Here is a 12,745-nt window from a genome sequence, read left to right on the forward strand (position 1 = left end):
ATTGAGCAGCAGCTATAAAAAGCTATTACGCCATATAGTTAGCAGGCATCTCGATACGAGCAACGCCAGACTCAACAGCCGCTTCTGCTACTGCTTTTGCTACGCGAGGAAGTAGACGTGGGTCCATTGGCTTAGGAATGATGTAGCCTTTACCAAATTCCAGTGCAGTTTCACCCGCCGCTACCAGTACTTCAGCCGGAACTTCTTCTTTCGCCAATTCACGAATCGCTTTAACCGCTGCCAGCTTCATTTCATCATTGATTTCGCTTGCACGCACATCTAGCGCACCACGGAAAATGAATGGGAAACAAAGTACGTTGTTTACTTGGTTAGGGTAATCACTGCGGCCTGTACCCATGATAAGGTCAGAACGAACTTCATGAGCAAGCTCTGGCTTGATCTCTGGATCTGGGTTTGAACATGCAAACACAACTGGCTTATCAGCCATTAGCGTTAGTGCTTCAGCTGGAAGCAGGTTAGGACCTGATACACCCAAGAATAGGTCAGCGCCTTCGATAACATCTTCAAGCGTGCGCTTGTCAGTGTTGTTTGCGAACAGCTCTTTGTATTCGTTTAGGTCGTCACGACGAGTGTGGATCACACCTTTACGGTCAAGCATGTAGATCTTCTCACGCTGAGCGCCACACTTAATCAGTAGCTCCATACACGCAACCGCTGCTGCGCCAGCACCTAGACAAACGATCTTACACTCTTCTAGCTTCTTACCTTGAAGCTCGATCGCGTTCAGCATACCTGCTGCTGTTACAATCGCAGTACCGTGTTGGTCATCGTGGAATACTGGTACATCACAACGCTCAATCAGACGACGTTCAATCTCAAAACAGTCTGGTGCTTTGATGTCTTCTAGGTTAATACCGCCGAATGTATCTGCAATGTTCGCAACTGTATCAACGAACTCATCGATTGTGCGGTGTTTTACTTCAATATCGATAGAATCTAAACCAGCAAAACGCTTAAACAGTAGCGCTTTGCCTTCCATTACTGGTTTAGAAGCAATAGGACCAAGGTTACCTAGGCCAAGAATCGCTGTACCGTTAGAGATAACAGCAACCATGTTGCCTTTACCTGTGTACTTATAGACGTTATCAACGTTCTGTGCGATCTCGCGAACAGGCTCAGCCACGCCTGGGCTGTATGCAAGTGCTAGGTCTTCTGCAGAGTTTGCAGGCTTCGTCAGTTCTACGGCAATTTTGCCTGGAATCGGGAACTCATGATAATCAAGAGCTTGCTGACGGAATTGTTCTTGAGGCGATAATTCTTGAGAGGATTGAGCTTGGCTGCTGTCTTCAGACATAGGTGTAGGTTCCTAGGATATTATTATTTGGGGGATCTTGTTCATGTTAATGGATGTACTTCAAAGTTCCTAGGTGGTTGAAGCCTCTGTCTCATTAAAAAACGAAATTTCACTACTAATAAGACCAGTGAGCAGTTGAAATTACTATCGCTTGTTGAACTTTCGTGCAGAATTTTGGTGACGAGTGATAAGCAAGGAATTGCCGTGCAATAGAATAAAGAGGCAACTGATCGTTACGAGAGATGGATACTTTAATGGGAGTCAGTGATTTTACAAATTGCTGGCAACAAAAAAGGACACCGAAGTGTCCTTTTTATGTCTAAATAGCGAGAATTACTTCTTGCTAGAAAGAGCACCGAAACGCTTGTTGAAGCGATCAACACGGCCGCCAGTATCTACGATACGTTGCTTACCAGTGTAGAACGGGTGACATTTGTCACATACGTCTAGGTGGATTGATTCTTTTGCTAGCGTTGAGTTGAACTCAAATGTGTTGCCGCAAGAACAAGTAGCAGTAACTGCTTTGTATTCTGGGTGGATTCCAGCTTTCATGGGATAACCTCAAGTAGGCCGTGTCGCTATACGATTCTAAGCCGCACACCACACGTAGTTTAAAAAAGAAATAAAGACACCGCATTCGCACAATAGAGTGACGAAGCCATACCTTTAAGGCGCAGTATAGTAATGAATCTATAAGGCAGGATCAACTGATTTGATACATTTTTCACCAATTGTGTCTTTATTTCCTTTTTCAGAAGAAGCGTTGATTGAAATTTGGGGATGATAGATGTCTTCATGCGTTAGCTTGCCCTCTCTTATTCAAACTGCTCCTCGAATTTAACCGCCTTATCCTTTAGACTGTTCGCTCTCGTCAATTCAGATAAAGCCGTCCCTTTATGCGTCCAATGATTGCCCGTGTGGCACTGCCTATTCCACTCGACAAGCAGTTCGATTACAAGATTCCAAACCACCTATTTCCGATAATTGGTGGACGAGTCTCTGTGCCTTTTGGACGACAAACCTTAACCGGAATAGTTACGGCTCTGGTTAACGAATCTGAATTCGAGCTAGACAAGCTCAAGTCAATTAAAGCGCTTTTAGATAACCAACCTGTTTGGCCGGAATCTGTCTACTCACTGTTAACGTGGTGCAGTCAGTTCTATCAATACCCATTAGGTGAGACCTTTGCCAATGCCCTACCGAGTGCGTTACGTAAAGGCAAAACGGCCGACTTCGCGACACTGGTCGAATGGCAGTTAACGCCATCAGGCCGAGACCAACTGATGCAAGGCTTTGGTCGCGCTGTCAAACAAGCCAAAGTGATGCACATGCTTGAGCACGGTCCCGTTCCTCATCAAGAGTTTATTGATGAAGAAGTGGGCAGTGCAGTACTTAAGACGTTGGAAGAAAAAGGCTGGATTGAATCGGTAGAGAAAAAGCCGAAACGCCAACCTTGGCCTGAAGATCTTGAGAACGACCAAGACAAACCCAAGCTTAATGCAGAACAAGCCATCGCGATTGCCACAGTCAATAGTCAGACTGATTTTGGCTGCTTCTTATTAGAGGGCGTTACCGGCTCAGGTAAGACAGAGGTCTACCTGAATATGATCAAGCCGATACTCGATAAGGGTAAACAGGCATTGGTCTTGGTACCTGAGATCGGCCTCACTCCACAAACGATTAATCGCTTTAAACGACGCTTCAATGTGCCTGTTGAGGTTATCCACTCTGGTTTAAACGATTCTGAGCGACTGAATGCGTGGTTATCAGCTCGCGATAAAATAGCGGGCATTGTGATTGGTACCCGTTCCGCTCTATTCACGCCATTTGCAGACTTGGGCATCATCATTGTTGATGAAGAGCACGATGCCTCTTATAAACAGCAAGACAGTCTGCGCTACCATGCTCGTGATGTCGCGATCATGCGTGCTCACAAAGCACAGATTCCGGTTGTGTTAGGTTCAGCTACACCCGCTTTTGAAACGCTGCACAATGCTCAGATAGGCAAATACAGTTACCTCACCCTTACTTCACGTGCGGGGGTTGCACTGCCGACCACCAACAAAGTGTTGGATGTGAAAGGCGAATATCTGGAAAGTGGTTTATCGGCATCATTAATTGCCGAGATGCAACGACACCTGAAAGCCGGCAACCAAGTGATGTTGTTCCTCAACCGTCGTGGGTTCTCTCCGGCATTGATGTGTCACGACTGTGGTTGGACAGCTGAATGTAAGCGCTGCGATGCCTACTACACCTATCACCAATACAGTAATGAAATGCGTTGCCACCACTGTGGCTCACAGCAGCATATCGTGCACAACTGCCAAGGCTGTGGTTCTGCTAATTTGGTGACAGTAGGTGTGGGTACTGAACAGCTTGAAGCGCAGCTTGGTCAGCTATTCCCTGAATACAAAACCATACGTATTGACCGTGACAGCACCCGCCGTAAAGGCAGCTTAGAAAGCGCATTAGAATCGATTCGTAAAGGTGAATACCAAATCCTGATTGGTACACAGATGCTGGCTAAGGGTCACCACTTCCCTGGCGTGACACTTGTGGCGTTATTGGATGTCGATGGCTCTTTATATAGCAGTGATTTCCGAGCGTCTGAACGCCTTGCTCAGTTGTTTATTCAAGTCGCTGGCCGTGCAGGTCGTGCAAGCAAACCCGGTGAGGTGATTTTACAAACACATCATCCTGAACATGGGTTACTGCAGGCGCTGCTACACAAAGACTACAACCACTTTGCTCAGACGGCTTTGGCAGAACGTAAACAAGCGATGTTACCTCCTTATACGTTCATGACGCTGTTCAGAGCTGAAGCAAATGATACGCGCTTGGTGGAAGAGTTCTTACGTCAGGTTCGCCATACATTGGAATCACATCCACTGTTCGACCAATATTGCATGGTGTTGGGGCCAACCCCTGCGCCATTAGCCAAACGAGCAGGCAAATCTCGCTGGCAGCTGATCTTGCAAACCCAAACTCGTTCATTGATGCAGAAGCTATTAATGAGCGCGAAACCGGCAATCAATATGTTACCCGCTGCGAAAAAAGTCCGTTGGTCACTCGATATCGAGCCGCAAGATTTAAGCTAAACTCACGCGGGTTAAAACTAATGATAAGTTTGTTCACAAATATTTCATATTTCTCGTGAGCAACTTCACACTAGTCATGTGATTTTTGTTAATCTAGCCGTAACTTTACACGGATTAAACGAATAAAATATTGCAATAAAAAAAGTGTTAGCAACACTTTCACAATATCTATCCGATTACATTTATTATTCACGCCTTAGATACTTAGGCGACAAAGGAACTTAAAAGAGGGTTTAATTTATGGCGACAATGAAGGATGTTGCCCAGCTAGCAGGCGTCTCAACAGCCACTGTATCACGTGCATTGATGAACCCTGAGAAAGTCTCAGTTTCAACTCGTAAGCGAGTGGAAACAGCAGTACTTGAAGCTGGATACTCACCCAACACATTAGCTAGAAACTTACGTCGCAACGAATCAAAAACCATCATCACTATCGTTCCTGATATCTGTGACCCATATTTCGCTGAGATCATTCGTGGTATCGAAGATGCCGCAGTAGAAAATGACTACCTTGTTCTATTGGGTGACAGCGGTCAACAAAAGAAGCGTGAGTCTTCCTTTGTTAACCTTGTCTTCACTAAGCAAGCGGACGGCATGTTATTGCTTGGCACCGACCACCCATTTGATGTCAGCAAACCAGAACAAAAGAACTTACCACCGATGGTAATGGCCTGTGAGTTCGCTCCTGAGCTTGAACTCCCAACGGTACACATCGATAACCTGACCTCTGCATTTGAAGCCGTGAACTACCTAGCTCAGTTAGGCCATAAACGTATCGCTCAAATCTCTGGTCCAGTATCAGCAACCCTGTGTAAGTTCCGCCAACAAGGTTACCAACAAGCACTGCGTCGTGCAGGTGTAGCAATGAACCCAGCCTACAGCACAGTCGGTGACTTCACTTTTGAAGCCGGTGCTCAAGCCGTTCGTCAATTACTGGCACTGCCTGAACAGCCTACTGCTATCTTCTGTCACAACGATGCGATGGCCATAGGTGCGATTCAAGAAGCGAAGAAGTTAGGTTTACGTGTTCCTCAAGACCTATCGATTGTTGGCTTCGATGACATTCAATTCGCTCAATACTGCGATCCACCGCTAACCACCATTTCTCAACCTCGTTATGAGATTGGACGCCAAGCGATGCTGATGATGCTTGATCTACTGAAAGGCAACGATGTGCAAGCAGGTTCGCGTCTGCTAGAAGCCAAATTAGTGGTTCGTGGCAGTACTGCTCCACCTCGAATGTAAGCCATAGAAATACCGATATAAATCTGCGGCACATTTTGATGTGCCGCTTCCATTTCTGCACTATTATCCTCGCGCAATCTGGATTACCATGAGAGCAGAATTACCAACTACTGAATTGTCTTGTGGCTAATAGAGATTATGTAAAGCGCGGTCGTGGCACGAAGAGACCGACCAAGAAGCAAGCCCCTCGCCGTAAACCATGGCGTAGTGGTCTTTTGGCGATCCTCCTTGTTGGTGGATTTGGTTACGGACTTTACTTATTGAGTAATGATCCTGAGCCACCAGCGCCGGCTCCAGTAGTGAGCAAACCCAAGCCTAAGCCAAAACCAGCGAAAGTGATTCCGCCACCTCCAGAAGAGAAGTGGGACTACGTTGAAACACTGCCGAGCCGCGAGATTGAAGTAAAAGCCAAAGAGCAAGAGATCTCTAAGATCCCTTACATCATGCAGTGTGGCGCTTACAAAACCTCAGCACAGGCAGAAGCACGTAAACTGGATATTGCCTTCCAAGGTATTTCGAGTGAAATCCGTAAGAAAGACGGCAGTAGCTGGTACCGCGTGGTTCTAGGACCCTACAAGTTGAAGCGTGATGCCGAGCGAGATCGCCACAAGCTACAACGCGCGAAAATCGAACCTTGTGCTATTTGGAAAGATACCGAGTAGTGATAAGCGATAGCGCAGTTGTGTAACCGCTAGAGTCGCAGCAAACACCGAAAGCCTCCCATTGTGGAGGTTTTCTTTTATTTAGTCCCTTTCGCCAAATTTCCTTACAACTTCCACCGATAAGTTGCGCGACATCACTCGTGGTTCCTTGAATTATCCGAGTGCCATCCTCATATACTTTTTATACCCAAAGATAAGAATATTAAGAGGCCCTACTCGTGACTACCATAGTATCTGTACGTCGTAATAATAAAGTCGTCATCGCGGGTGATGGACAAGTATCTCTAGGCAATACTGTAATGAAGGGCAATGCCCGCAAAGTACGTCGCCTATACAACAACAAAGTACTGGCAGGTTTTGCTGGCGGTACCGCTGATGCTTTCACGCTATTCGAAAAATTTGAGAGCAAGCTACAAATGCACCAAGGCCACCTGACCAAAGCTGCCGTTGAGCTGGCGAAGGATTGGCGTAGCGACCGTGCTCTACGTAAGTTAGAAGCACTGCTTGCGGTAGCGGATGAAACCGCTTCACTGATCATTACTGGTAACGGTGACGTAGTTCAACCAGAGAACGACCTGATTGCTATCGGTTCGGGTGGTAACTATGCACAAGCCGCTGCTATCGCGTTACTAGAAAATACTGATTTAGATGCGCGTGAAATCGCAGAGAAGTCGCTGAATATTGCTGGCGATATCTGTGTGTTCACCAACCATCACCACACTGTTGAAGAACTAGAAAGCACTGTTGAGCTGCCAAAGCCAGAATAACAAACGCTTCTACCCAAGACCTTGTATCAACAGTGATTAAAGAATTAAGGAAAAACCATGTCTGAGATGACTCCTCGCGAAATCGTTCACGAACTCAATCGCCACATTATCGGCCAAGACAACGCTAAGCGTTCAGTGGCTATCGCACTGCGTAACCGCTGGCGTCGTATGCAGCTTGAAGAAAGCCTGCGTGTTGAAGTATCACCAAAGAACATCCTGATGATCGGTCCAACCGGTGTTGGTAAAACAGAAATTGCTCGCCGCCTAGCGAAACTAGCAAACGCGCCGTTCATCAAGGTAGAAGCGACTAAGTTCACCGAAGTGGGCTACGTGGGTAAAGAAGTTGAAACCATCATCCGTGACCTAACGGACGTTGCGATCAAGATGACGCACCAGCAAGCGATGGAAAAAGTACAATACCGCGCTGAAGAACAGGCTGAAGAACGAATTCTTGATGCCCTACTGCCACCAGCACGTGATGCTTGGGGTCAGAACGAGCAATCAACGGAAGACACAACCTCTTCAAACACTCGTCAGATTTTCCGTAAGAAACTGCGTGAAGGTAAGCTAGACGACAAAGAGATCGAAGTTGATGTGGCCGCACCGCAAATGGGCGTTGAAATCATGTCACCTCCAGGCATGGAAGAGATGACAAACCAACTACAAGGCATGTTCCAAAACCTCGCTGGCGACACCAAGAAAAAGCGTAAAATGAAAATCAAAGATGCATTCAAAGCACTGACGGAAGAAGAAGCTGCGAAGCTTGTGAACCAAGAAGAGCTAAAGGAGAGCGCGATCTTCAACGCTGAAAACAACGGTATCGTATTCATCGATGAGATCGACAAAATCTGTAAGCGTGGCGACAGCTCAGGCCCAGACGTATCTCGTGAAGGTGTTCAACGTGACCTGCTTCCTCTTATCGAAGGCAGCACAGTATCAACTAAACACGGTATGGTTAAAACTGACCACATCTTGTTTATCACATCAGGTGCATTCCAAGTGGCTAAGCCATCTGACCTGATCCCTGAACTGCAAGGTCGTCTACCAATTCGCGTAGAACTTGAAGCACTATCAGCACATGACTTCAAACGCATCCTGACTGAGCCAAAGGCATCACTGACAGAGCAGTACATTGCCCTGATGAAAACAGAAGATGTCGGCATTGAGTTCACTGAAGATGGTATCAACCAAATCGCAGACGCAGCATGGCGTGTGAACGAAACTACTGAAAACATCGGTGCGCGTCGTCTACATACCGTCATGGAGCGCCTAATGGATGAGATTTCATTCGACGCAACAGACAGAGCCGGCAGCAAATTGGTGATTGATGAAGCTTACGTAATATCTAAGCTTGGCGAGCTCGTAGAAGACGAAGACCTAAGTCGCTTCATCCTGTAGCACAGGAAACTCCAACTTATTGCTCTATCTCAAAGAAATAGCAGCTAATAAGCGAATTCAAGGCCCACTTTCGAGTGGGCTTTTTATTACCCGAAAAATGGGCGTATACTCAAATCACAGTATGAAACGAAGACTTACAAAGAATTAGACCTACGATGAAACAATCTCTACTGATTTGGCTTGATGCCGCACGACCAAAAACTCTGCCTCTCGCACTTGTCTCTATTCTTACAGGAAGTAGTTTAGCGTTCGCTGGGGGTCAGTTTTCTTTATCGATAGCACTACTGGCTTTTCTAACCGCCACCCTATTACAGATTTTATCGAACCTAGCCAATGACTATGGCGACGCCGTAAAAGGCACAGACAACGAAAATCGTCTGGGGCCAACACGTGCCATGCAATCTGGCGCGGTAACCGCGAAAACCATGAAGCAAGCGATCATCCTCAACATCCTGTTTACCATGGTCGCTGGGCTGATTCTTATTTTTCATGCCTTAACCTCGATTGAAAGTATCTTATCTTTCATTGCGTTAGGCGTATTAGCCATTGTTGCAGCCATCGCTTATACCGTCGGTAATAAACCTTATGGCTATATTGGCCTTGGCGACTTATCGGTGTTTATCTTCTTCGGTTTGTTAGGTGTTTCAGGGACTTACTTCTTACACACTGGCCATGTTGAACCAAGCCTGTTTCTGCCAGCATTAGGCTGTGGACTGATGGCGGTTGCGGTACTCAATATCAACAACATGCGTGATATCGAAAACGACAGCGAATGTGGTAAGCGCACCATGGCGGTTCGTCTGGGGCAGCGCAAAGCCAAGCAATACCATTTCGCCCTGCTTAGTTTGGCGCTTGCGTCTTTCGCCATCTACCTACTGATTCAAGAAAAACCGGTCTGGATTAGCCTGCCGTTTTTACTGAGCATTATTATTGTGTACAAGCATGGCAAGGCCGTTTGGGAAACCGAAAAGCCAGCGCAGATTGCACCGATGATGCCCGTGATTGTGAAATGCTCACTGGTCACTAACCTATTGTTTGCAGGGGTTGTCGTAGCTCAAACTCTATTGAGTTAAATGAGACTAATCATTGCAAAGGGATCAAGCACCGATATACTCAAAGTAAGCTCATTGTTCAAAAGGTATACTAATGGAATACAACACTTCAGCACTGTGCGACATATATTTGGATCAAGTTGATGTCGTGGAGCCAATGTTCAGCAACTTCGGTGGACGTGCATCCTTCGCAGGACAGATCACGACATTAAAGTGTTTTGAAGACAACGCTTTGATTCGCTCTGTACTAGAGCAAGACGGTCTGGGGCGTGTGTTGTTAATCGATGGTGGAGGCTCACTGCGCAAGGCGCTGATCGATGCTGAGATTGCCCTACTGGCCGAAGACAATGAGTGGGAAGGTATTGTGGTTTACGGTTGCGTTCGTGAAGTCGATGAACTTGAAGACATGAATCTAGGTATTCAAGCCTTGGCTTCTATCCCTGTTGGCGCGAGCCAAGAAGGTGTCGGTGAGGTAGATGTTCCCGTGAACTTTGGTAGCGTGACCTTCTTACCCGAAGATTACCTCTACGCCGACAACACCGGCATCATTCTTTCTGCCGAACCTTTAGATGTAGAACTTGATCTGGATGTCGAAGAAGAAGAGGTCGAGTAGCTCAGCTTTGAATAATAAAACAAAGCATAAGAGTACGAAGCATTAGAACGCAAACAAAAACGCCCGCTACTCAGTAGCGGGCGTTTTTTAAATCTGAAGAGTCGATTACTCTACGTCATCCATTTTACCAAGAAGGTTACGGATGCGATCTTGCCATGCAGAATGCTCTTCCTGCATTTGCTGAGTTTTTTGCTCTAGCTCGTGACGGCTTGCTTTAAGCTCACCAGCTTCTGTTGCTAGTGCTTGTTTCTCTTCTTTAAGCTCTTCCACTTCCATTTGAAGAAGTGCAATTGTATCTACTGCTGTTTGAATTTTTGCTTCTAGCTGCTCTAGTACTTCAAAAGACATTCTGGCCTACCTTTAAGTTATCCGTTTGATGGTGAAGGTTCACTCCACTTATTTCCCCATTCTACTCAGCAGAGCAAGGATAAACACTCTATATATTCGATATTTTGCGCCATTCGATGAAAAAAACAGCGCTTTTTACCGAATATTGACGTGAACGATTACTGCCACAACGGCAAACCAATTATTTTGATGAATGTTAGCGCTTTTCCACTGCAAATTGATCGAGAGCAATCCCCAAAAAACAAAAAGGCAAACGTTTCCTTTTGGATATGGTAAAATCCGCCGCGAAATTTCTATTCCCCCTTTGAAAATTTTGGAGTCCGCATGAAACGCGATTTAGCAATGTCATTCTCTCGTGTCACAGAAGGTGCAGCACTAGCTGGTTACAAGTGGCTTGGCCGTGGCGACAAAAACGCTGCAGATGGCGCTGCTGTAGAAGTAATGCGTAGCCTACTTAACAAAACCGAAATCAGCGGTGAGATTGTTATTGGCGAAGGTGAAATCGATGATGCACCTATGCTATACATCGGCGAAAACGTAGGTGTGGGCGGCGATGCTGTCGATATCGCCGTTGACCCAATTGAAGGGACACGCATGACAGCAATGGGCCAATCAAATGCATTGGCAGTATTGGCTGCAGGCGAAAAAGGCAGCTTCCTTAAAGCGCCTGATATGTACATGGAAAAGCTAGTTGTAGGCCCGGGCGCTAAAGGCGTTATCGACCTGGAACTGCCACTGAAAGAAAACCTAGAAAACATTGCTAAGGCTCTGGGCAAAACACTGGATACACTGGTTGTAACGACACTGGCTAAGCCACGTCACGATCAAGTTATCGCCGACATGCAAGCAATGGGCGTTCGTGTATTCGCAGTGCCAGACGGTGATGTTGCAGCTTCTATCCTAACTTGTATGCCTGACAGCGAAGTAGACGTCATGTACTGCATCGGCGGCGCACCTGAAGGTGTGGTTTCTGCTGCTGTTATTCGTGCACTTGACGGTGACATGCACGGTCGTCTTCTTCCTCGTCACGAAGTAAAAGGCGACACAGAAGAGAACCGCAAACACGGTGAACTTGAACTAGAGCGTTGTGCCGAAATGGGCGTAACCGCTGGTATCGTGTTGAAGATGGAAGACATGGCTCGCAGCGACAACGTTGTATTCTCAGCAACAGGTATCACTAAGGGTGACTTGCTAGAAGGCATTTCTCGTCAAGGCAATATTGCTACAACAGAAACGCTACTTATCCGTGGCCGCTGCCGTACGATTCGCCGCATCAAATCAATCCACTACCTAGAGCGTAAAGATCCTGAAGTAGTGGGTCACATCCTGTAAACCTAAACTAGGTTAATCAGAACAGACAAAGGCTGATACTAGGTATCGGCCTTTTGTTTTATTGACCTATGACAATCCCCCCCCCTGCTTTCTGTCCAGAGCGTAAATTACGGTCAATATAGTAAATGGTTTGCTTTATAAACACCTTGCCTCATAATAGTAAGGTTCATGAGGTAGGGATAGTATGAAAACAAGCGACAAAATCTTACAGACCATTAAGCGTCAAGGCGCAGTAACTGCGAAACAACTGTCAGAAGAATTTGGCATGACGACAATGGGTGCAAGGCAGCATCTGCAAAGTCTGGAAGATGATGGCATTCTTGCGTTTCATGACGTGAAAGTGAAAGTCGGTCGCCCGACTCGTCACTGGTCCCTTACTCAACACGGTCACGGTCAGTTTTCAGACCGACACGGTGAACTGACCATTCAAGTCATTGATGCGGTCGAGAACCTGTTTGGTAAAGAAGGACTGGCTAAGGTCGCTGCCGAACGTGAACAGCACACTCTCAAGCAATATCAATCAGCCCTATCTGGCTGCAATGACCTGATCAGTAAGCTTGAAAAGCTCACTCAACTTCGTGAAGAAGAGGGCTACATGGCAGAACTTCAGGAGCATGATGACCATTACATCTTGATCGAAAACCACTGCCCTATCTGCAAGGCGGCGACTCGCTGCCCTAGCCTATGCCAGTCAGAGCTCAATGTTTTCACCGAACTGCTCAAAGACGAATGCCACGTAAGCCGCACTGAGCACATTATTGCTGGCGAGCGACGTTGCACTTACACGTTAACACCGACGCCTTCATCGTAATACCAAGCGCTAAAGCTTCGCGCTAAGCCACTGATCTCGTCTCAATATTGAGAAAACGCCAATAGAACAAAATTTGTACAGAATTCTTTCTTAAGCTTAAAGCA

The 12,745-nt window shown here is 46.5% G+C and carries 12 protein-coding genes; 9 read left to right on the plus strand and 3 right to left on the minus strand.

Annotated features, from left to right (window positions below; translation table 11 throughout):
- Positions 1–25: 25 nt before the first annotated feature.
- Positions 26–1,315: a malic enzyme-like NAD(P)-binding protein gene (locus tag ITG10_RS06495; protein ID WP_017630924.1), complete on the minus strand. Its 1,290-nt coding sequence runs from the start codon at positions 1,313–1,315 to the stop codon at positions 26–28.
- Positions 1,316–1,648: 333 nt separating this feature from the next.
- Positions 1,649–1,867 carry a 50S ribosomal protein L31 gene (gene rpmE, locus ITG10_RS06500; protein WP_004737142.1) on the minus strand — a complete coding sequence of 73 codons (219 nt, stop codon included), beginning with the start codon at positions 1,865–1,867 and terminating at the stop codon, positions 1,649–1,651.
- A 344-nt stretch (positions 1,868–2,211) separates the two neighbouring features.
- On the opposite strand from rpmE, the gene priA reads away from it, so the two are divergent.
- The 7 genes from priA to rraA all read left to right on the plus strand — a co-directional run bounded on the left by priA (position 2,212) and on the right by rraA (position 10,150).
- Positions 2,212–4,413, plus strand: coding sequence for a primosomal protein N' (priA, locus tag ITG10_RS06505; RefSeq protein WP_017630923.1), 2,202 nt, complete (start codon positions 2,212–2,214; stop codon positions 4,411–4,413).
- A gap of 240 nt (positions 4,414–4,653) precedes the next feature.
- Positions 4,654–5,658: a DNA-binding transcriptional regulator CytR gene (gene cytR / locus ITG10_RS06510; protein ID WP_017630922.1), complete on the plus strand. Its 1,005-nt coding sequence runs from the start codon at positions 4,654–4,656 to the stop codon at positions 5,656–5,658.
- Positions 5,659–5,780: 122 nt separating this feature from the next.
- Positions 5,781–6,320 (plus strand): cell division protein FtsN, encoded by a 540-nt coding sequence (ftsN, locus tag ITG10_RS06515; protein ID WP_017630921.1) that lies wholly within the window; start codon positions 5,781–5,783, stop codon positions 6,318–6,320.
- A gap of 218 nt (positions 6,321–6,538) precedes the next feature.
- Entirely contained in the window at positions 6,539–7,087 is a 549-nt protein-coding gene (gene hslV, locus ITG10_RS06520; protein WP_017630920.1) for an ATP-dependent protease subunit HslV, read from the plus strand.
- A gap of 57 nt (positions 7,088–7,144) precedes the next feature.
- Positions 7,145–8,485, plus strand: coding sequence for an HslU--HslV peptidase ATPase subunit (gene hslU / locus ITG10_RS06525; RefSeq protein WP_009848880.1), 1,341 nt, complete (start codon positions 7,145–7,147; stop codon positions 8,483–8,485).
- A gap of 155 nt (positions 8,486–8,640) precedes the next feature.
- Positions 8,641–9,558, plus strand: coding sequence for a 1,4-dihydroxy-2-naphthoate polyprenyltransferase (locus tag ITG10_RS06530; protein ID WP_017630919.1), 918 nt, complete (start codon positions 8,641–8,643; stop codon positions 9,556–9,558).
- 73 nt (positions 9,559–9,631) lie between these two features.
- Complete coding sequence (gene rraA / locus ITG10_RS06535; RefSeq protein WP_017630918.1) at positions 9,632–10,150, plus strand: ribonuclease E activity regulator RraA; 519 nt, start codon at positions 9,632–9,634, stop codon at positions 10,148–10,150.
- A gap of 105 nt (positions 10,151–10,255) precedes the next feature.
- Here rraA and zapB read toward each other — a convergent pair whose 3' ends face one another.
- On the minus strand, positions 10,256–10,498 hold the full coding sequence (gene zapB / locus ITG10_RS06540) for a cell division protein ZapB (RefSeq protein ID WP_009848877.1): 243 nt from the start codon (positions 10,496–10,498) through the stop codon (positions 10,256–10,258).
- 324 nt (positions 10,499–10,822) lie between these two features.
- On the opposite strand from zapB, the gene glpX reads away from it, so the two are divergent.
- A complete protein-coding gene (gene glpX, locus ITG10_RS06545) occupies positions 10,823–11,830 on the plus strand; it encodes a class II fructose-bisphosphatase (protein WP_017630917.1) in 1,008 nt (335 codons plus the stop codon).
- 184 nt (positions 11,831–12,014) lie between these two features.
- The gene (locus ITG10_RS06550; RefSeq protein ID WP_017630916.1) at positions 12,015–12,641 is read left to right on the plus strand and encodes a metalloregulator ArsR/SmtB family transcription factor; all 627 of its coding nucleotides are present in this window, start codon (positions 12,015–12,017) and stop codon (positions 12,639–12,641) included.
- The last annotated feature ends 104 nt before the right edge of the window (positions 12,642–12,745 follow it).

It is taken from the genome of Vibrio sp. ED004 (genome assembly GCF_023206395.1).
In the GTDB taxonomy this organism is placed as follows: Bacteria; Pseudomonadota; Gammaproteobacteria; order Enterobacterales; family Vibrionaceae; genus Vibrio.

What these genes read in the sequence shown, in the direction of transcription:
- ITG10_RS06495 (WP_017630924.1), bottom strand. Translation starts at nt 1,315, where the DNA reads ATGTCTGAAGACAGCAGCCAAGCTCAATCCTCTCAAGAATTATCGCCT.
- cytR (WP_017630922.1), top strand. Translation starts at nt 4,654, where the DNA reads ATGGCGACAATGAAGGATGTTGCCCAGCTAGCAGGCGTCTCAACAGCC.
- ITG10_RS06550 (WP_017630916.1), top strand. Translation starts at nt 12,015, where the DNA reads ATGAAAACAAGCGACAAAATCTTACAGACCATTAAGCGTCAAGGCGCA.
- glpX (WP_017630917.1), top strand. Translation starts at nt 10,823, where the DNA reads ATGAAACGCGATTTAGCAATGTCATTCTCTCGTGTCACAGAAGGTGCA.
- hslU (WP_009848880.1), top strand. Translation starts at nt 7,145, where the DNA reads ATGTCTGAGATGACTCCTCGCGAAATCGTTCACGAACTCAATCGCCAC.
- rpmE (WP_004737142.1), bottom strand. Translation starts at nt 1,867, where the DNA reads ATGAAAGCTGGAATCCACCCAGAATACAAAGCAGTTACTGCTACTTGT.
- rraA (WP_017630918.1), top strand. Translation starts at nt 9,632, where the DNA reads ATGGAATACAACACTTCAGCACTGTGCGACATATATTTGGATCAAGTT.
- ITG10_RS06530 (WP_017630919.1), top strand. Translation starts at nt 8,641, where the DNA reads ATGAAACAATCTCTACTGATTTGGCTTGATGCCGCACGACCAAAAACT.
- zapB (WP_009848877.1), bottom strand. Translation starts at nt 10,498, where the DNA reads ATGTCTTTTGAAGTACTAGAGCAGCTAGAAGCAAAAATTCAAACAGCA.
- priA (WP_017630923.1), top strand. Translation starts at nt 2,212, where the DNA reads ATGCGTCCAATGATTGCCCGTGTGGCACTGCCTATTCCACTCGACAAG.